21 protein-coding genes are annotated in these 16,243 nt (G+C 67.0%); 14 read left to right on the forward strand and 7 right to left on the reverse strand.

Annotated features, from left to right (window positions below; all coding sequences use genetic code 11):
• Positions 1 to 30 precede the first annotated feature (30 nt).
• The 10 genes from E7V67_010660 to E7V67_010705 all read left to right on the forward strand — a co-directional run bounded on the left by E7V67_010660 (position 31) and on the right by E7V67_010705 (position 6,537).
• Positions 31 to 522 (forward strand): hypothetical protein, encoded by a 492-nt coding sequence (locus E7V67_010660; protein WUR15533.1) that lies wholly within the window; start codon positions 31 to 33, stop codon positions 520 to 522.
• Positions 523 to 590: 68 nt separating this feature from the next.
• On the forward strand, positions 591 to 824 hold the full coding sequence (locus tag E7V67_010665) for a hypothetical protein (GenBank protein ID WUR15534.1): 234 nt from the start codon (positions 591 to 593) through the stop codon (positions 822 to 824).
• Between the two features lie 124 nt (positions 825 to 948).
• The gene (locus tag E7V67_010670) at positions 949 to 1,806 is read left to right on the forward strand and encodes an urease accessory protein UreD (GenBank protein ID WUR15535.1); all 858 of its coding nucleotides are present in this window, start codon (positions 949 to 951) and stop codon (positions 1,804 to 1,806) included.
• Positions 1,807 to 1,816: 10 nt separating this feature from the next.
• Positions 1,817 to 2,119, forward strand: coding sequence for an urease subunit gamma (locus tag E7V67_010675; protein ID WUR15536.1), 303 nt, complete (start codon positions 1,817 to 1,819; stop codon positions 2,117 to 2,119).
• Positions 2,120 to 2,127: 8 nt separating this feature from the next.
• On the forward strand, positions 2,128 to 2,454 hold the full coding sequence (locus E7V67_010680) for an urease subunit beta (GenBank protein WUR15537.1): 327 nt from the start codon (positions 2,128 to 2,130) through the stop codon (positions 2,452 to 2,454).
• Positions 2,454 to 4,154, forward strand: coding sequence for an urease subunit alpha (gene ureC, locus E7V67_010685; protein ID WUR15538.1), 1,701 nt, complete (start codon positions 2,454 to 2,456; stop codon positions 4,152 to 4,154). Before E7V67_010680 ends, ureC begins: the two co-directional genes overlap by 1 nt.
• Before the next feature lie 11 nt (positions 4,155 to 4,165).
• Positions 4,166 to 4,699, forward strand: coding sequence for an urease accessory protein UreE (gene ureE / locus E7V67_010690; GenBank protein ID WUR15539.1), 534 nt, complete (start codon positions 4,166 to 4,168; stop codon positions 4,697 to 4,699).
• Entirely contained in the window at positions 4,699 to 5,379 is a 681-nt protein-coding gene (locus E7V67_010695) for an urease accessory UreF family protein (GenBank protein ID WUR16260.1), read from the forward strand. The genes ureE and E7V67_010695 overlap by 1 nt, the downstream gene beginning before the upstream one ends.
• 10 nt (positions 5,380 to 5,389) lie before the next feature.
• Positions 5,390 to 6,013: an urease accessory protein UreG gene (gene ureG, locus E7V67_010700; protein WUR15540.1), complete on the forward strand. Its 624-nt coding sequence runs from the start codon at positions 5,390 to 5,392 to the stop codon at positions 6,011 to 6,013.
• Complete coding sequence (locus E7V67_010705; GenBank protein ID WUR15541.1) at positions 6,010 to 6,537, forward strand: HupE/UreJ family protein; 528 nt, start codon at positions 6,010 to 6,012, stop codon at positions 6,535 to 6,537. The genes ureG and E7V67_010705 overlap by 4 nt, the downstream gene beginning before the upstream one ends.
• A gap of 6 nt (positions 6,538 to 6,543) precedes the next feature.
• Here the strand turns inward: E7V67_010705 and E7V67_010710 are convergent, their stop codons facing one another.
• Positions 6,544 to 7,164, reverse strand: a complete 621-nt coding sequence (locus E7V67_010710) for a 1-acyl-sn-glycerol-3-phosphate acyltransferase (protein ID WUR15542.1) — start codon at positions 7,162 to 7,164, stop codon at positions 6,544 to 6,546.
• 326 nt (positions 7,165 to 7,490) lie between these two features.
• Between E7V67_010710 and E7V67_010715 the strand changes: the two genes are divergently transcribed.
• On the forward strand, positions 7,491 to 8,447 hold the full coding sequence (locus E7V67_010715; GenBank protein ID WUR15543.1) for an MBL fold metallo-hydrolase: 957 nt from the start codon (positions 7,491 to 7,493) through the stop codon (positions 8,445 to 8,447).
• Positions 8,448 to 8,823: 376 nt separating this feature from the next.
• On the opposite strand, the gene E7V67_010720 is transcribed toward E7V67_010715, so the two are convergent.
• The 3 genes from E7V67_010720 to E7V67_010730 form a co-directional block, all read right to left on the reverse strand.
• Complete coding sequence (locus E7V67_010720; protein WUR15544.1) at positions 8,824 to 9,936, reverse strand: IS110 family transposase; 1,113 nt, start codon at positions 9,934 to 9,936, stop codon at positions 8,824 to 8,826.
• A 308-nt stretch (positions 9,937 to 10,244) separates the two neighbouring features.
• Complete coding sequence (locus E7V67_010725) at positions 10,245 to 11,300, reverse strand: alkene reductase (GenBank protein WUR15545.1); 1,056 nt, start codon at positions 11,298 to 11,300, stop codon at positions 10,245 to 10,247.
• A 51-nt stretch (positions 11,301 to 11,351) separates the two neighbouring features.
• A complete protein-coding gene (locus tag E7V67_010730; protein WUR15546.1) occupies positions 11,352 to 11,657 on the reverse strand; it encodes a helix-turn-helix transcriptional regulator in 306 nt (101 codons plus the stop codon).
• Positions 11,658 to 11,890: 233 nt separating this feature from the next.
• Here E7V67_010730 and sugE point away from each other — a divergent pair, with 233 nt between their 5' ends.
• Both sugE and E7V67_010740 read left to right on the forward strand, forming a co-directional pair.
• Complete coding sequence (sugE, locus tag E7V67_010735; GenBank protein ID WUR15547.1) at positions 11,891 to 12,211, forward strand: quaternary ammonium compound efflux SMR transporter SugE; 321 nt, start codon at positions 11,891 to 11,893, stop codon at positions 12,209 to 12,211.
• Positions 12,212 to 12,279: 68 nt separating this feature from the next.
• On the forward strand, positions 12,280 to 12,585 hold the full coding sequence (locus tag E7V67_010740; protein ID WUR16261.1) for a YciI family protein: 306 nt from the start codon (positions 12,280 to 12,282) through the stop codon (positions 12,583 to 12,585).
• A gap of 48 nt (positions 12,586 to 12,633) precedes the next feature.
• On the opposite strand, the gene E7V67_010745 is transcribed toward E7V67_010740, so the two are convergent.
• A complete protein-coding gene (locus tag E7V67_010745) occupies positions 12,634 to 13,593 on the reverse strand; it encodes a succinylglutamate desuccinylase/aspartoacylase family protein (protein WUR15548.1) in 960 nt (319 codons plus the stop codon).
• A 61-nt stretch (positions 13,594 to 13,654) separates the two neighbouring features.
• On the opposite strand from E7V67_010745, the gene E7V67_010750 reads away from it, so the two are divergent.
• Positions 13,655 to 14,803, forward strand: a complete 1,149-nt coding sequence (locus E7V67_010750) for an acyltransferase (protein WUR15549.1) — start codon at positions 13,655 to 13,657, stop codon at positions 14,801 to 14,803.
• On the opposite strand, the gene E7V67_010755 is transcribed toward E7V67_010750, so the two are convergent.
• Together E7V67_010755 and E7V67_010760 are read right to left on the reverse strand one after the other, a co-directional pair.
• Positions 14,800 to 15,450, reverse strand: coding sequence for a PEP-CTERM sorting domain-containing protein (locus tag E7V67_010755; protein WUR15550.1), 651 nt, complete (start codon positions 15,448 to 15,450; stop codon positions 14,800 to 14,802). The genes E7V67_010750 and E7V67_010755 overlap by 4 nt on opposite strands.
• A gap of 251 nt (positions 15,451 to 15,701) precedes the next feature.
• Positions 15,702 to 16,169 carry a hypothetical protein gene (locus tag E7V67_010760; protein ID WUR15551.1) on the reverse strand — a complete coding sequence of 156 codons (468 nt, stop codon included), beginning with the start codon at positions 16,167 to 16,169 and terminating at the stop codon, positions 15,702 to 15,704.
• Positions 16,170 to 16,243 lie beyond the last annotated feature (74 nt).

Genomic DNA, 16,243 nt, shown 5'->3' on the forward strand with positions numbered 1-16,243 from the left:
TGGCATTCCACCACCCGAAAGGAGCCCAGCATGCACCGCATCGCCATCATCGCCGCCGCGCTCGCGCTGGCCGGCAGCGCAGCCGCCGAGGACGCCACCTACGCGTTCCGTGACCAGCCCCGCACGGGCAGCCACATCCGTCGCAACGTCGCGTTCGCCCAGATTCCCTTCGACAAGCGCTACGCCGACCTGTCCGACGCCCAGAAGAGCGTGCTGCGCGCGGGTTACGAGCGCATGGACGCCAACGACGAGCCGCCGTTTCCCGTCAACGGCTTGAGTCCGATGTTCCGGGCATTGGCGCGGCTGGAGAAAAGCGACATCCGTCCCGGCCCCATCAAGGCCGCCGTCAGCGTCGACCAGGCGGGCCAGCCGCTCACCGTGCGCATCCTCGCCGCGCCGAGCGAATACCTGGGCGACTACGTCGCCCGGCTGTTGCTGCTGGAGCGCTACAAACCTGCCCTGTGCGGCGGCCAGCCGTGCGGGCAGGACTTCCTGCTGGCGGCGACCTTGGCGGACGAATAGCGCGGCCGGGGCATGTGTGCATCGCTTGCTGTACGTTATGATAATGTACTGTTTTTCTGGAGCACTACATGCCTCTCTATCAGATCTGGTACAACGACCTCGACCAGCCACTGGTCGTCAACCCGCCTTACCGCCTGCGCGACGTCGAAATCGTCGGCGAAGTGCTGCGCCACGAGCGCCGCGACAACCGCCAGAGCGCCGACCCCAGCGGCCTGACGGTGCGCGAGCTGATGCGCGTGAACGGCTTGCGCAATGTGCGCTATACGATGGATGAGAGCGAACCGATCAGTTTGGCGGGCTGACGCACCAAGCCGGTCCAGGCTCCCCTTCGTCGCACCGAAAAGGTGCGCAGGCCGGCCGTAAAGTGCGTTCCGCCATTGGCACGTAACTTGCGTAGATGAGCAGGTCATCCCCGATCCTGCTCGTATGCCCGACTGCCACGCCAGCCTTACCGATTTCTCCCCGCACGCCGGCCCCGGCGCGTGGCAGGCCAGCCTCAAGCTGGGCTTTCGCCGCGACGGCGCCGTCACGCGCCTGGCCCAGCGCGAGCACCGCGGTCCGCTGCGCGTGCAGAAACCCCTGTATCCCGAAGAACCGGCCGTGTGCCATGCGATCGTCGTGCATCCGCCCGGCGGCGTGGTGGGTGGCGACTGCCTGGCCATCGACGTGCACGCGGGCGACGGCGCGCACGCCTTCCTGACCACGCCCGGCGCGGCCAAGTGGTACCGCGCCAACGGCCACGTCTCGCGCCAGCAGGTGGCGCTGCAGGCCGGCGCCGGCGCCATGCTCGAATGGCTGCCGCAGGAAACCATCTTCCATGACGATGTCGATATCGCCCTCGACCATCACGTGACGTTGGCGGCGGATGCAGCCTACCTGGGCTGCGAGATCTTCTGCCTGGGCCGGCGCGCCGCCGGCGAAACCTTCACCAGCGGGCGCATCGCCCAGCGCACCTCGATCCGGCGCGGCGGCCGGCTGCTGTGGTGGGAGCAGGGCGTGCTGACGCCGGTGCGCCAGCACAGCCCGCTCGGCCTGGCCGGCCGCGGCGTCTGCGCGACCCTGGTCGCGTGCGGCACGCCGCTGGGCGCCGACGTGCTGGCCGCCGTGCGCGCGCTGGACGATGGCGCGCATTTCGGCGCCACCCGCATGAAGGAGGTTTTCGTCGTGCGCTGGCTGGGCGACGACAGCGAGACCGCCCGCGACATCATGCTGGCCGCGTGGCGGCTGCTGCGCCCCGCCTTGCTGGGCCGCGTGGCCTGCGAACCGCGCAGCTGGCGCACCTGAGAGGACAGCCATGGACCTGACACCCCGCGAAAAAGACAAGCTGCTGATCTTCACTGCCGGCCTGCTGGCCGAACGCCGGCTGGCGCGCGGCCTGAAGCTGAACCATCCCGAAGCCATCGCCTTGATCACGGCCGCACTGCTGGAAGGCGCGCGCGACGGGCGCAGCGTGGCCGACCTGATGTCGTACGGGACGACCATCCTGACGCGCGAACAGGTGATGGAAGGCGTGCCGGAAATGATCCCGGACATCCAGGTCGAAGCCACTTTCCCGGACGGCAGCAAGCTGGTGACCGTCCACAACCCGATCGTATGAGGTGCGCCATGATCCCCGGCGAATATCAACTGGAGCAGGGCGACCTGCCGCTCAACGAAGGCCGCGCGACAGTAACGGTGGTCGTCGCCAACCAGGGCGACCGGCCGATCCAGGTTGGCTCGCACTTCCACTTCTTCGAAGTGAACAACGCGCTGTCGTTCGAGCGCTGGAAGGCCTACGGCCGGCGCCTGAACATCGCCGCCGGCACCGCCGTGCGGTTCGAGCCGGGCCAGCAGCGCACCGTCGAACTGGTCGACCTGGAGGGCGACCGCGAGGTGTACGGCTTTTCCGGCAAGGTGATGGGCAAGCTCAAGACCGACGGCGGGCAGGGCTGATGGCGACGATCCCGCGCCGCGCCTATGCCGAGATGTTCGGCCCCACCACGGGCGACCGGATCCGCCTGGCCGACACCGAGCTGTTCATCAAGATCGAACGCGATCACGCCATCTATGGCGAAGAGGTCAAGTTCGGCGGCGGCAAGGTGATCCGCGACGGCATGGGCCAGTCGCAGCGCGCCCATGCCGACGTGATGGACACCGTCATCACCAATGCCGTCATCGTCGACCATTGGGGCATCGTCAAGGCCGACATCGGCATCAAGGACGGGCTGATCGCCGCCATCGGCAAGGCCGGCAACCCGGACATCCAGCCCGGTGTGACGATGGCCATCGGCGGCGCTACCGAGATCATCGCGGGCGAGGGCATGATCGTCACCGCCGGCGGGATCGACAGCCACATCCACTTCATCTGCCCGCAGCAGATCGAGGAAGCCTTGATGAGCGGCGTGACGACGATGCTGGGCGGCGGCACCGGGCCCGCCACCGGCACGGCCGCCACCACCTGCACGCCGGGTCCGTGGCACCTGCACGCGATGCTGCAGGCGGCCGACGCGTTCCCGATGAACCTGGGCTTTCTCGGCAAGGGCAACGTCAGCCTGCCGCTGCCGCTGGAGGAGCAGATCCGCGCCGGCGCCATCGGCCTCAAATTGCACGAGGACTGGGGCAGCACCCCGGCCGCGATCGACAACTGCCTGGCCGTCGCCGACCGCTTCGACATCCAGGTCGCGCTGCACAGCGACACGTTGAACGAAGGCGGCTTCCTGCAGGACACGCTGGCGGCGTTCAAGGATCGCACCATCCACACCTTCCACACCGAGGGCGCCGGCGGCGGCCACGCGCCGGACATCATCGCCGCCGTCGGCCAGGCCAACGTGCTGCCGTCGTCGACCAATCCGACCCGGCCCTATACGGTCAACACGCTGGACGAACACCTGGACATGCTGATGGTCTGCCACCACCTCGATCCGGCGATCATCGAGGACGTGGCGTTCGCCGAGTCGCGCATCCGCCGCGAGACCATCGCCGCCGAGGACATCCTGCACGACCTGGGCGCGATCTCGATGATGTCGTCCGACTCGCAGGCCATGGGCCGCGTCGGCGAAACCATCCTGCGCACGTGGCAGACGGCGCACAAGATGAAGGTGCAGCGCGGCGCGCTGGAAGGGGACAGCGCCCGCAACGACAACTTCCGCGTCAAGCGCTACATCGCCAAGTACACGATCAACCCCGCCATCACGCACGGCATCGCCCATGCGGTGGGCTCGCTGGAGGTAGGCAAGATCGCCGACATCGTGCTGTGGAAGCCGGCCTTCTTCGGCGTCAAGCCGTCCATGATCCTGAAGGGCGGCATGATCGCGGCGGCGCAGATGGGCGACCCGAACGCGTCGATCCCCACGCCGCAGCCGGTGCACTACCGGCCCATGTTCGGCGCCTTCGGCGGCGGCCTGAAGAAATCGTTCACCTTCGTCTCCCAGGCCGCCTTCGACGCCGGCATCGGCGATGCGCTCAAGTTGTCCAAGACGCTGATCCCGGTGCGCGGCATGCGCCACCTGCGCAAGCACCACATGATCCACAACGGCGCCACGCCCGTGATGGAAGTGGACCCGGAAACCTACGAGGTGCGCGCGGATGGCCGTCTCCTGACGTGCGAACCCGCCACCGTGCTGCCGCTGGCGCAGCGCTATTTCCTGTTCTAGAGCGAGGACCCATGCTGACACTGCATACCAAAATACCGGAGACGAACGTCATCGACCCGCGCGCCCCCGTCGACGGGCGCCTGGTGCTGCCCTACGAGCTGCGCGAGAAGTGCCGGCTGCGCGCGCGGCTCGATTCGGGCGAGGAGGTCGCCATCTTCACCGTGCGCGGCACCGTGCTGCGCGGCGGCGACCTGCTCAAGGGCGACGATGGGCCGGGTGTTCGCATCGTTCGCGTCGAGGCGGCGCCCGAGGCCACCTACAAGGTCACCTGCGCCGATGCGCACGCGCTGCTGCGCTGCGCCTTCCACCTGGGCAACCGGCATACCCAGGCCCAGGTGGGCGAGGGCTTTCTGCGCATCCGCGCCGACGCCGTGCTGCGCGACATGCTGGCGGGCCTGGGCGCGACGGTCATCGAGCAGCTGGCGCCATTCGAGCCGGAGTCGGGCGCCTACGGCGGCGGCCATCACCATCACGACCATGGTCATGGTCCCCTGGCGCCGGTGCCGCTGCGCCAGCGCATCCACCGGCCCGGCGACCCGGCATGATAGGCGCGGCGCAACTGCTGCACCTGCTGCAGCTGGCCAGTCCCTCGCTGCCGATCGGCGCCTACAGCTATTCGCAAGGCCTGGAGGCGGCGCTGGAGCAGGGCTTGGTGACGGATGCGGACAGCGCGCGCCGCTGGATCGCGCGCCAGCTGCACGAGGTGGTCGCGCTGTGGGAGGCGCCGCTGTGCTGGCGCCTGATGGCGTCGTTCACCCGGCGCGACGCGCTGGCGGTGGCGGAGCTGTCGGAGCAGTTCCTGGCTTCGCGCGATACGGCCGAACTGCGCGCCGAGACCGTGCAGATGGGCTTTTCGCTGGCGCGCCTGATCGCCGAACTGGGCATCGCCGACGAGGGCGCGCTGGCCATGCTGCACGCGCATGCCGAGGTGCCGCTGCCGGCGGCATATGCCTGCGCCGTCGCCGCGCTGGGCATCCCGCACGAGGAAGCCCTGCTGGCGCTGCTGTTCGCCTGGGCCGAGAACCAGGTGCTGGTATGCGTCAAGTCGGTGCCGCTGGGCCAGGTGGCGGGGCAAAAGCTGCTGCTGTCGTTGCGGCCCGACCTGGAGGCGGCGGCGCTGTGCGCGCAGTCGCTGGCCGACCATGCGCTGTCGAACTGGGCGCCTGGCCTGGCCCTGCTGTCGATGCGTCACGAAGTGCAGTACAGCCGACTTTATCGATCCTGAGGGAACCATCATGCAACCATCTTCCAACCCGCTGCGCGTCGGCATCGGCGGTCCCGTCGGCTCCGGCAAGACGGCGCTGTGCGAAATGCTGTGCAAGGGCATGCGCGAGCGCTACGACATGGCCGTCATCACCAACGACATCTATACCCGCGAGGACATGGAGATCCTGCTGCGCGCCAACGCGCTGCCGGCCGAGCGGCTGATGGGCGTGGAGACGGGCGGCTGCCCGCACACGGCCATCCGCGAGGACGCCTCGATCAACCTGGAAGCGATCGCGCGCATGCAGGCCGACTTCCCGGACCTCGACCTGATCCTGGTCGAATCGGGCGGCGACAACCTGGCCGCCACCTTCAGTCCCGAGCTGTCCGACCTGACGCTGTACGTGATCGACGTGGCCGGCGGCGAGAAGATCCCGCGCAAGGGCGGGCCCGGCATCACGCGCTCGGACCTCCTGATCATCAACAAGACCGACCTGGCGCCGCACGTGGGCGCGGACCTGGACGTGATGGCGCGCGACGCCCGCCAGCAGCGCGGCGCGCGGCCGTTCGTCTTCACCAATCTGCGCAGCGGCGAGGGCGTGGCGCAGGTCATCGATTTCATCCGCACGCAGGGCTTGCTGGAAGCGCGATCATGAGGGCGCTCCGGTTGTTGCCGCTGGTCCTGTGCCTGCCGTTGCCGGTACTGGCCCATCCCGGCCACGCGCACAGCGCGGGTTTCGCCGCAGGGCTGCTGCATCCGCTGACGGGCCTGGACCACTTGCTGGCACTGCTGGCGATCGGCATCTGGAGCGCGCGGCAGTCGCCGCGGCTGCTGCCGCTGGCGCTGGCGGCGCTGGCTGCCGGCGCCGCCATCGGCCAGGCCGGCCTGCGCCTGCCCGCCCTGGAGGGCGGCATCGCGTTGTCGGTCCTGGTGGCCGGCGCGCTGGCCGCGGCGGCGGTACGGCTGCCGGGCCTGGCGGCAGGCGCCATCGTGGCCGGGTTTGCGCTATGGCACGGCAATGCCCATGGCCTGGAGCTGCGGCAGGCGAGCGCCAGCGCCGGGTTCCTGCTGGCCAGCGCTGGCTTGCTGATGACGGGGCGCCGGCTGTCCTGCTGGCCGCAGGCACGCATGCTGGGCGGCGCCGTGGCGGCAGCGGGTTGCGTCCTGTTGGCCGCGTAGGCCGGTTCAGTCGCGCGGCTTCTCGCGCCGCTCGGCCAGCACGATGGGGGCGGCGTTGTGCGGATGCTTGCCCTGTCGTCCGGCGTAAGCCGCGGCGATGGCGGCCATGTCGCGTTCCTGGTCGCCGGTCAGCCACAGGTGGTCGGTCATGTGCAGCGTCTTGTTGGGATAATCCAGCGCGACCAGGCACAACGGCACCTTGGCCTCGATGGCCAGATGGTAAAAGCCGCTTTTCCAGTTGGGCCTGTAGCTGCGCGTGCCCTCCGGCGTGATGGCGACCCAATACCACGGGGCCGCGTTCATGCGCTCGGCCTGGGCCCGGATCATGCCGTTCGGTGCGCTGCGGTCGACCGGCTGGCCACCCAGGCTGACGAACCACTTGCCCAGCAAGGGTATGCGGAACAGCGAATCCTTGGCCAGCCAGCGGAACGGCAGGTCGACGGCCCATTTGGCGAACAGGCCGATGAAGAAGTCCCAGTTCGACGTGTGCTGGTAGGTGACCAGGATGCCGCGCGGCCCCGGCAATGGCCGGTACATGAACTTCCAGCCGAAGAAGTGAAGGACGCGCAAGGCCATGCGCTGCTTGATCGTGGGCAGTTCGGCGACCGCCAGCCTGTGATTGGTCATACGGAGTTCCTGTTGGTGGCGCGGCTGCCGTCCGGTCGTTCCACCTTGTGAAAACCGCGGACGAAATTCTATCCGGGTCGGCAGGGCGCGGCAAGCATTGTTGCCGGTTGAGAATAGCATTCCTGCGCGCTGTGCGGCCTGTTCGCAACGCTCGCGCGCGCCGGCCCGCCAGCCCGATGATGCGGGCTGAGCAACAAAAACCGGGGCGCGACAAGGCGGAAGCCGCGCCAGCCGGGGCGCGTGCATCCCCCGGCGGAGGCAAGCGCAAACGGCGTTTTTGCGTTAACGTAGCGTTCCGTACATCTCAAGATAAAAGGAACAATACGATGTCCAGACAAATCGTACCCGCCCAGGCAGCCCTGCTGGCGGCGCTGGCACTGTCCAGCGCGATCGCATCCGCCGCCGCGCCGATGGTGAAAACCCAGGCGCCCGGTTTCTACCGCACGATGGTGGGGGACTTCGAGGTAACCGTCGTCAACGACGGCACGGTCGACCTGCCGATGGACAAACTGCTGCAGGCACCGAAACCGAAGATCGACCAGGCGCTGAGCCATCACTACCTGACGGCCCCGGTAGAGACGTCCGTCAACGCCTTCCTCGTCAATACAGGCAGCAAGCTGGTGCTGATCGATGCGGGTGCCGGCAACCTGTTCGGCCCCACCTTGGGCAAACTGGTCAACAGCATCAAGGCCGCCGGCTACCAGCCGGAGCAGATCGACGAGATCTACATCACCCATCTGCACCCCGACCATATCGGCGGCCTGAACACGGGCGACAAGCCGGCGTTCCCGAACGCCGTGGTACGTGCCGACAAGCATGACACGGACTACTGGCTCAGCAAGACCCAGATGGAATCGGCACCGGCCGACAAGAAGGGCTATTTCCAGGGCGCACAGGGCGCGCTGGGGCCATATGCGAATGCCAACCGCCTGCAGCCGTTCAACGGCAACACGGAGCTGGTGCCGGGCGTGCGCGCCACGTCCAGCTACGGCCACACGCCGGGTCACACCACTTATGTGGTGGAAAGCCGCGGCCAGAAGCTGGTCCTGATCGGCGACCTGATGCATGCGAAATTCATCCAGTTCGATGATCCATCGGTGACGATCGGCTTCGACAGCGACAGCAAGGCCGCGCTGGCCGCGCGCAAGGCGGCGTTCGCGCATGCGGCGAAAGAGGGCGCGCTGATCGGCGCGGCGCACCTGCCGTTCCCGGGCCTGGGTCACCTGCGCGGCAGCGGCAAGGGATACGAGTTCATTCCGGTCAACTACACCGTGCCGCGCTGAGCGCGGCAACCCGGTGCCGAGGGTCTGCCGGGTCGCCGGACCGCCCCAAAGGGGACTGACCCTGAAGTGTCATTCCTGACAACCAACAAAGTTCGGGGTCTGTCCCTAATGCCGCTGATATGTATTGGACCTGTCAACGCTTTTCGTAAAAAATCCTTTTAGCACAGCGTGCTGGTAGCAGAACGGGCGGCATTCCGACGGTTGATCAGTCTGATATGCGCGGGTTGGGTACCGCATGACAACCGATTCGTCGGGGAGCTGCCTCGCTCTAAGTTGGAGGATCAGTTCATTGCTGGCTGCCTCATAGCGGCACCGAGGGTTCTCCCACCGTTGCCCATTCTGCTACCACCACGCTGTACGTTCACGATCGGCTCCGTTACGTCGTTGGCCTGACGCGCGGCGTCACTTGGCCAATGGCCCAGATGAAGCCTGCCAGCTCGCGCGCCACCGCCGTGCATGCCTGTACTTTGAGTTTGCCCCTCTCGCCCATCGCGCGATAGCGCGCACAGAGCCGCTTTTGGGCGTTCCAGGCGATCTCCTGGACCTCGTCTGACGTCTTCTCGGCACGGCGCTGCAAGTGAGCTGTCTTACGGGCTGGGTACCGGTAGGTCCATGCCGACTCGATGAGCACCTTACGTACGTGCCCGTTCCCGGTCTTGGTGATGCTGCCTCGCGATTTGCTTGCCCCACTTGAGTGCTCGCTCGGCACCAGTCCCAAATAGGCCATAAATTGCGGTGCGGTGGCAAAGCGATGCAGGTCGCCGATTTCCGCCATCACGGTGGCGGCGGTGAGCAGATTGACACCCCGTAGCGCCATCAACGCTTCGATCATTGGCCAGAGTGCCGATGCCGTGGCTTCTGCTTCCAGTTGCTGATCTAGTCCGTCAACGCGCTTAGTCAGCGCCTTGACCGTATCGACGTATTCCTGGAAGACGATTTGCTGCGTCCGACTCGCAAACTTCATTTGCTCCAGCCAGCGGAAATGCGCCTGCGTCCAGTTGCTCTTGCCATCGTAGCTTTTCCCATGACGCAACAGGAAAGCGGATAACCGCTGCTTAGCCTTCAACTGCAGCGCCTTCATATCCTCGCGTGCCCGTGTCAAGTCGCGTAATCCCTCCTGCGCATCATCGGGTACCCACACTGGAGTGAGTTCACCGGCACGAAGCAGGCGAGCCAACATCATGCTGTCACGGCGATCGGTCTTGACGCGGTCACCAGCTTTCTTCGGAATCAGCGACGGTGCCACCACCAAGCACTCCAGACCCAGTCCCCTAAGCTGGCGGAAAATCCCATAGCCACAAGGGCCAGCTTCGTAACAGAACACCAGTTTCGCGCCATCCTTGCCGAGCTGCTTTACCAGCTTAGCAATCGCCTCGGATGTGTTCGGGATTTCACCCATGTAACGCAGCTCGCCTTCTGAATCGGCAACCGAAACGGCGATCGTCGCCTTGTGGGTATCGAGTCCGACATTCTTGATAAACTGTTCCATGACCTGCCTCCTCAATTTCGGCTCTGCGCCCATGGTTCTTCGGAACCTAAAGCTTAACCCGCGTTGTTTGAGGTCGGCAGGTCCAATACATGATGTCTAAGTTAAGGAATTTTGGCGCGCAGAGAACAGACGCTCGCTTGGGGTCTGTCCCGTTTTTTGGGACTGACCCCGGTTTTTATCGCGCAAGTCGCATGGTTCTGCGATTAAAACCAGGGTCAGTCCCCTGCGGGGACGGACCCTAACCCAGCTACTTTTCTCTTAACTTAGCGGCATTAGGGTCAGTCCCCGCCGGGGACAGCCCCCACGGATCAAGCCAGCGCTGGATAGTCGGTATAACCCTCGGCGGACGGCGCGTAGAACAGCTCCGGCCGCTGCGGATTGAGCGGGGCACCCTGGCGCAGGCGCTCCGGCAGGTCCGGGTTGGCGATGAAGTCCTTGCCCCAGGCGATGGCGTCGGCCGTGCCCTCGTTCAGCGCGCGCTGCGCGCTTTCCAGGCTGAACTGCTCGTTGGCGATGTAGACGCCGCCGAACTCCTGCTTCAGCAACGGGCCCAGGCTGTCCGGGCCGACGGCTTCGCGGGCGCAGATGAAGGCAATCTTGCGCTTGCCCAGCTCGCGGGCGACGTACGTGAACGTGGCCCTCGGGTCGGAGTCGCCCATGTCGTGCGCATCGCGGCGTGGCGCCAGGTGCATGCCGACACGATCGGCGCCCCACACCTCGATGGCGGCGTCCGTCACTTCCAGCATCAGGCGGGCGCGGTTCTCGACGGGGCCGCCGTACTGGTCGGTGCGCTGGTTGGTGCTGTCCTGCAGGAACTGGTCGAGCAGGTAGCCGTTGGCGCCGTGGATCTCGACGCCGTCAAAGCCGGCCTTCCTGGCGTTTTCCGCGCCCAGGCGGTAGGCGGCCACGACACCGGCCACTTCTTCCGTCGTCAACGCACGCGGTACCGGGTACGGACGCTGCGGACGCAGCAGGCTGACATGGCCCTTGGCCGGGATGGCGCTGGGCGCGACGGGCGACTCGCCGTTCAGCAGGCTGGGGTCGGAGATACGGCCCACGTGCCACAGTTGCAGGAAAATCCTGCCGCCCTTGGCGTGCACGGCCTCGGTGACGAGCTTCCAGCCTGCCACCTGCTCGTCGGACCAGATGCCTGGCGTATTCTCGTAGCCCACGCCCTGCGGCGTGACGGACGTTGCCTCGGACAGGATCAGGCCGGCGCCGGCACGCTGCGCATAGTACTCGGCCATCAGGGCATTGGGCACCCGGCCGGGCCCGATCGCGCGGGCGCGCGTCAGCGGCGCCATGATGACGCGGTTCTTCAGGGTCAGGTCGCCGATGGTGATGGGGTCGAACAGTGTCGTCATTTTCTCTTCCTGGTTCAAGGGGCTGTGCCGGCCGCGCGCTGCGCGGGACCGTTACAGGCCGAGGTTGATATGGTCGAGGAAACCCTGGATGACCTCTTCGTTGCGCTTGAACATATTCCACTGCCCCAGGCGCGTCACCGTCACCAGCCCGGCCTTTTGCAGGATCGCCAGGTGGCCGGACACGGTCGACTGCGACAGGCCGCACTTGTGGTCGATCATGCCGGCACACACGCCCATGGATACCGGGTGCAGTTGCTGGGCGAAGTGCGTTTCCGGCTCCTTCAGCCAGGCCAGGATCTGGCGCCGCACGGGGTTGGCGAGCGCCTTGTGGATCGCGTCGATGTCGAGTTCGGTCATGTTTCGGGTTTCTCCGATGCGGATATCGGCTATCGCCGATTCGCATATTGGTATTCTACGATATAAATCCAGCCCTTGCCGGCGACTGGCCCAGGCCGCGGCAACGGGGCCACCGGCCCGGCAGGAAAGCGTGAATGATATACTGCCGCGTCACCCGTGGGGACGGCCCCGCCGGCGCCGCGCGCCGCCCGGGTTCGCGGCAGGGACGGCCTTGCCACTCATTGGAGAGGCATATGTCCTGGATGTTCCTGTTTGTTGCCGGTTTGCTGGAAGTGGGCTGGGCGGTCGGCCTGAAATACACGGCCGGCTTCACGCGGCTGCTGCCGAGCGCGCTGACCCTGGCCGCGATGGCCGGCAGCGTCGGCCTGCTGGGCCTCGCGCTGCGCGGCCTGCCGCTGGGCACGGCCTATGCGGTCTGGACGGGTATCGGCACCGTCGGCACGGCCATTTTCGGCATGCTGGTGCTGGGCGAACCCGCCGGCGCCGCGCGGCTGTTTTGCATTGCCCTGATCGTGGCCGGCATCGCCGGCTTGAAGCTGCTGTCGCCGCATTGAGCGGCATGGATGACGTGTACGAAGGAGGCTTCGTGACCAAGTTCCTGATTTCGTTCCCGGCCAGCGCAATGGACGTTCCCGCCGAAGAGATGCCCGCCGTCGCGGCGGCATCGCACGCGGTGATCCGCGCAGCGAAGGCTGCCGGGGTCTATGTCTTTGCCGGCGGCATCAATGCCGGGGTCGCGCCGGAGAGGGTGGCGGCCGACGGCGGGCGTACCGGCACGACCTATCCGCAGACTGCGCGATTCGATGGCGGATTCTGCGTGCTCGAGTTGCCGTCCAGGGATGCCGCCGTCCAGTGGGCGGCCCGGCTTGCGGCGGCCTGCCGCTGTGACCAGGAACTGCGCGAGTTCCACTACGATCCGGAAAGCTGACCGGAACCGGCCGGCGGCGGGCTTGTCGGCAGCGAGGGCACGGCGCCCTCAGAATGCCGGATTGACGCGCGCCAGGTAGTACCACTCCGCATTGGCCCGTGCCGCGCTGTCCGGGAACAGCATCACCGCATCGAATGGCGCCAGCACCGGCGTACCATCGGCGCGCCGGCCGATCTCGGCGCCTGTCGCCACCCGGTCGAAGCTGGACCAGGGCCTGGTGAAGGCGTCGCCGTCGTGCAGCTTGTCGAACACCTCCACCATCGACAGCGCCTCGACGGCATCGGCCGGCACCGGCCGCGGCGCCGCTTCGTCCACCAGCCCCAGATGCGCCAGCGTGTTGCGGATGGCGCGATAGGCCACCTCGGGCGCCTGCGGATCGGCATGCTGGCCGCACTCCAGGGTCAGCGCGTAGCCGCCCGTCGTGCGCATGTATTCGGTCGTGCCCACGCCATAGCGCAGCACCGTTTCGAGCTGGCTGTCGCCGCGCAGGCGCCGCTCGACGCCGGCGCCATACGTGCGCAGCCAGCCGTCGACGAAGCGGCGCACGCCCAGTACCCGCGCCAGTGAACGCTCCGCCTGCTCGTGATGGAACGGCTCCAGCGGGCCATCGTTGTCGCGCGGTCCCATCATGACGAACGGCTCGCCCGGCGCATGGAAGGAGTGCAGGTCGAGCAGCACGTCGTGGGCGGCCAGCAGCGGGCACAGCCAGTTGGCGACGCGGTCTTCGAAATCCTCCGGCTGCGCTTTCGGGAACAGGTTGCGGTTCAGGTTGCGTTGCCCGGCGCGCTCGCCCCGTGCATACGCCAGCGGATTGGTCACGGGCACGAACGTGACGCTGCCGGCGGCAATGGTCAATGTACCGCTGTCGAGTTCGGCCATGACGCGCACGATGCCTTGCGTGCCCGCCGTTTCGTTGCCGTGCACGGCGCCCGTGACGATCAGGCGCGGCCCCGGCGCCAGGCCGGTGTAGGTGGTCGAACGGAAGTGCAGCGGCGTGGACGGGTTCATGCGGCGTTCCTGGCAAAGGTCGGAGCGCTATTCTAGCGGCTGCGCCGGGTAGAATGCCGCCATGATAGAAAGCCCGACCAAGCGCCTGTACGGCCTCGACACCCTGCGCGCGCTCGCGATCCTGCTGGTGTTCGCCAACCATTACGTCAACTTCGTCACGCACCGGCCCACGCTCGGTGCCGTCGGCGAGATCGGCTGGGCCGGAGTGGACCTGTTTTTCGCACTGTCCGGCTACCTGATCGGCAACCAGATCTTCGCCAGCCTGCGCCAGGGCACGTTCTCGCTGCCGGTGTTCTACGCGCGCCGGCTGCTGCGCACGCTGCCCAATTACTATGTCGTGCTGGCGCTGTACGCGTTCTGGCCGGTGTTCGCGGCCGGCTCGCCGCACGCGCCGTGGTGGCAGTACCTGACCTTTACGCTGAACTTCGACCTGAAGCCGGGCACGCGCTTCTCGCACTCGTGGTCGCTGTGCGTGGAGGAGCAGTTCTACATGGCCTTGCCGGCGCTGGCGCTGCTGGTGGCTGCCAGCCGGCGCTGGCGCTTGCCGCTGGCCTGGCTGCTGATCCTTGCCAGTTGCGTGGCGGGCATGCTGCTGCGGGCGCACGCGTGGGACGCGGCCCGCCCGCCGCAGGGGGGCAACGCGCTGTTCTACCGCACCATCTATTATTCGACGTTGTGCCGCTTCGACGAACTGGTGGCCGGGGTCGCGCTGGCGCTGCTGAAGAATTGTCATGCGCGGGCGTGGGCCAGGCTGACGGCCTGGGGCAACTGGACGCTGGCATCCGGGGTCGCCGTCGTCGGCTGTGCCTTCCAGCTGTTCCTGGCCAATCATTTCGGCCGCGCCGAAACAATCTATGGTTATCCGTTGCTGGCGCTGGGATTCGGCTTGCTGGTGCTGGCGGCGCTCAGCCCTGGCTCGCTGCTGTACCGGCTGCGGCTGCCGGGTGCTGCCAGCCTGGCATTGTGGTCGTATGCCATCTACCTGGTGCACAAGCAGCTGTGCATCGTGCTGGCACCGCTGCTGGCGCCGCTGGGCATCGCTGCCGATGAGCCCCTTGGCGTGCTGCTGTTGCTGCTGGCCAGCGTGTGGGCAGGCTGGCTGTTGTATGCGCTGGTGGAGACGCCGTTCATGCGCCTGCGCGCGCGCTGGTTCGACGCGCCGCGCAGGCAGCCGGCCGCGGGCGCGGCCGGCTCGCTGTCGCCGTCTTAAGCGCGGCGCTTGCGACGGGCCAGATAGCCCATCAGGCCCAGGCCGCCCAGCAGCATGCCGTAGGTGCTGGGTTCCGGTACGGCCGCCACCGACAGGTGCAGGTCGTTGACGGTGGCCCACACGCCCGGCTGGTCCTCGGCCGTCATCGTCAGCGAGACCAGGTCGTGGTCCGACACGAAGCCCACGAACGAGCCCTTGTCCGGTGCCGACAGGCGGTAGTCGATCTTGGCGCCGGTGCTGTCGGTGGCGGTCAGGATCAGGTAGTCCGCGTCGGTGTACGAACCGAACAGGTCGGAGCCGAAGAAGAAGCCACCGGCGCCGGCGACTGGCGTCTTGCTGCTGAAGGAGACGATGTCGATGCGGTTGCCGCCCGTCAGCCAGTAGTCGCTGAAGTCGTCGGTGGCGCCCCACAGCGACGGATTGGCGGGCCCTGCCGCGATCGTGTATGCATAGGAGCCGGCGGTGCGGTCCAGCGGGCCGCCGTATTCATCGATTTCCAGGTCGTCGAAGGTGTCGACGCCGGTCGTGCCCACGGCCGCCAGATAGGCGGACTGGCTGGTGTACGTGGTGATGGCGGCCTGTGCGCTGGCGGCGCACAGCAGGACTGCGGAAGCGATTGCGGTCGTTACGAAACGGGAAATACGCACAGTAAGCTCCTTTGCATTTGAGAGGGTCGCACCGTTGTGGGGTGCAGCTCTACTGTACTCCCGCCGCTTGTTAATGCAACAACAAAATTAAGCTAAGGTTAATTGATTTGCGCCTAACGGTCGGCCGGCATGTCATCGAACGGTCATGAAACGCTGAGCTGGCGCGGCATTTGAGCTCAGCCATAAGGTCCGGACAGTCGCTTCGGCGTGTTGTCTTTTCGTTACACCGGCGCTTGTCGCAGTTGACTTGGCTACTTCATCTCGATCACGTCGAACGGGGCATCGGAGCCGCCCAGGAAATCCAGCACGGCGGCGATGCGCTTGTTGCCGTCCAGGTGCGCGCCCGCGTCGATGGCCGCGCGCAGCCCCGGCACCGCCTCGGGGGTGTCGCGGCTGTGGTAGGCACGCAGCAGCAGGGCGGCCAGTTGCGCGGCCTCGCGCCGGTGGCCCAGCCGCAGGCGTTGCTCGAGCAATCCGAGCAACGTGCGCTGCATGCGTGGCGTGGGGTTGACGATGTGGCCGAATACCAGCGGCGTATTGGCGACGGCGTCGCAGATGCGCCGCTCCATCTCGTCGGGCGGGACGTTCGAAGCGATGTCGAAATAGGCCGCGTTCCAGCGCGTGCGCGCGTAGCGGTGGCCTGGGGGAAAGCTGTCGGCCGTGTCGAGCCCGAGCGCACGGCTCAGGCGTTTCAGCAAATGCAGGATGGGACTGGTCATCCGCGCATTCTAGCGTGCCGGCGGCCGCCTAGCGAGGGCGCCGCCGGCTGGCGCGATCAGCCGGCGGCAGGTGG

The sequence above is a fragment of the [Empedobacter] haloabium genome, from assembly GCA_008011715.2.
Lineage (GTDB): Bacteria > Pseudomonadota > Gammaproteobacteria > Burkholderiales > Burkholderiaceae_D > Rugamonas > Rugamonas haloabia.

Bases quoted from the DNA above. Each gene is read 5' to 3' on its own strand.
- E7V67_010705 (WUR15541.1), top strand. From the start codon at position 6,010: ATGAGGGCGCTCCGGTTGTTGCCGCTGGTCCTGTGCCTGCCGTTGCCG.
- sugE (WUR15547.1), top strand. From the start codon at position 11,891: ATGTCCTGGATGTTCCTGTTTGTTGCCGGTTTGCTGGAAGTGGGCTGG.
- E7V67_010665 (WUR15534.1), top strand. From the start codon at position 591: ATGCCTCTCTATCAGATCTGGTACAACGACCTCGACCAGCCACTGGTC.
- E7V67_010710 (WUR15542.1), bottom strand. From the start codon at position 7,164: ATGACCAATCACAGGCTGGCGGTCGCCGAACTGCCCACGATCAAGCAG.
- E7V67_010745 (WUR15548.1), bottom strand. From the start codon at position 13,593: ATGAACCCGTCCACGCCGCTGCACTTCCGTTCGACCACCTACACCGGC.
- E7V67_010715 (WUR15543.1), top strand. From the start codon at position 7,491: ATGTCCAGACAAATCGTACCCGCCCAGGCAGCCCTGCTGGCGGCGCTG.
- E7V67_010670 (WUR15535.1), top strand. From the start codon at position 949: ATGCCCGACTGCCACGCCAGCCTTACCGATTTCTCCCCGCACGCCGGC.
- ureE (WUR15539.1), top strand. From the start codon at position 4,166: ATGCTGACACTGCATACCAAAATACCGGAGACGAACGTCATCGACCCG.
- E7V67_010760 (WUR15551.1), bottom strand. From the start codon at position 16,169: ATGACCAGTCCCATCCTGCATTTGCTGAAACGCCTGAGCCGTGCGCTC.
- E7V67_010730 (WUR15546.1), bottom strand. From the start codon at position 11,657: ATGACCGAACTCGACATCGACGCGATCCACAAGGCGCTCGCCAACCCC.
- ureC (WUR15538.1), top strand. From the start codon at position 2,454: ATGGCGACGATCCCGCGCCGCGCCTATGCCGAGATGTTCGGCCCCACC.
- E7V67_010750 (WUR15549.1), top strand. From the start codon at position 13,655: ATGATAGAAAGCCCGACCAAGCGCCTGTACGGCCTCGACACCCTGCGC.
- ureG (WUR15540.1), top strand. From the start codon at position 5,390: ATGCAACCATCTTCCAACCCGCTGCGCGTCGGCATCGGCGGTCCCGTC.
- E7V67_010680 (WUR15537.1), top strand. From the start codon at position 2,128: ATGATCCCCGGCGAATATCAACTGGAGCAGGGCGACCTGCCGCTCAAC.
- E7V67_010725 (WUR15545.1), bottom strand. From the start codon at position 11,300: ATGACGACACTGTTCGACCCCATCACCATCGGCGACCTGACCCTGAAG.
- E7V67_010660 (WUR15533.1), top strand. From the start codon at position 31: ATGCACCGCATCGCCATCATCGCCGCCGCGCTCGCGCTGGCCGGCAGC.
- E7V67_010675 (WUR15536.1), top strand. From the start codon at position 1,817: ATGGACCTGACACCCCGCGAAAAAGACAAGCTGCTGATCTTCACTGCC.
- E7V67_010740 (WUR16261.1), top strand. From the start codon at position 12,280: ATGGACGTTCCCGCCGAAGAGATGCCCGCCGTCGCGGCGGCATCGCAC.
- E7V67_010720 (WUR15544.1), bottom strand. From the start codon at position 9,936: ATGGAACAGTTTATCAAGAATGTCGGACTCGATACCCACAAGGCGACG.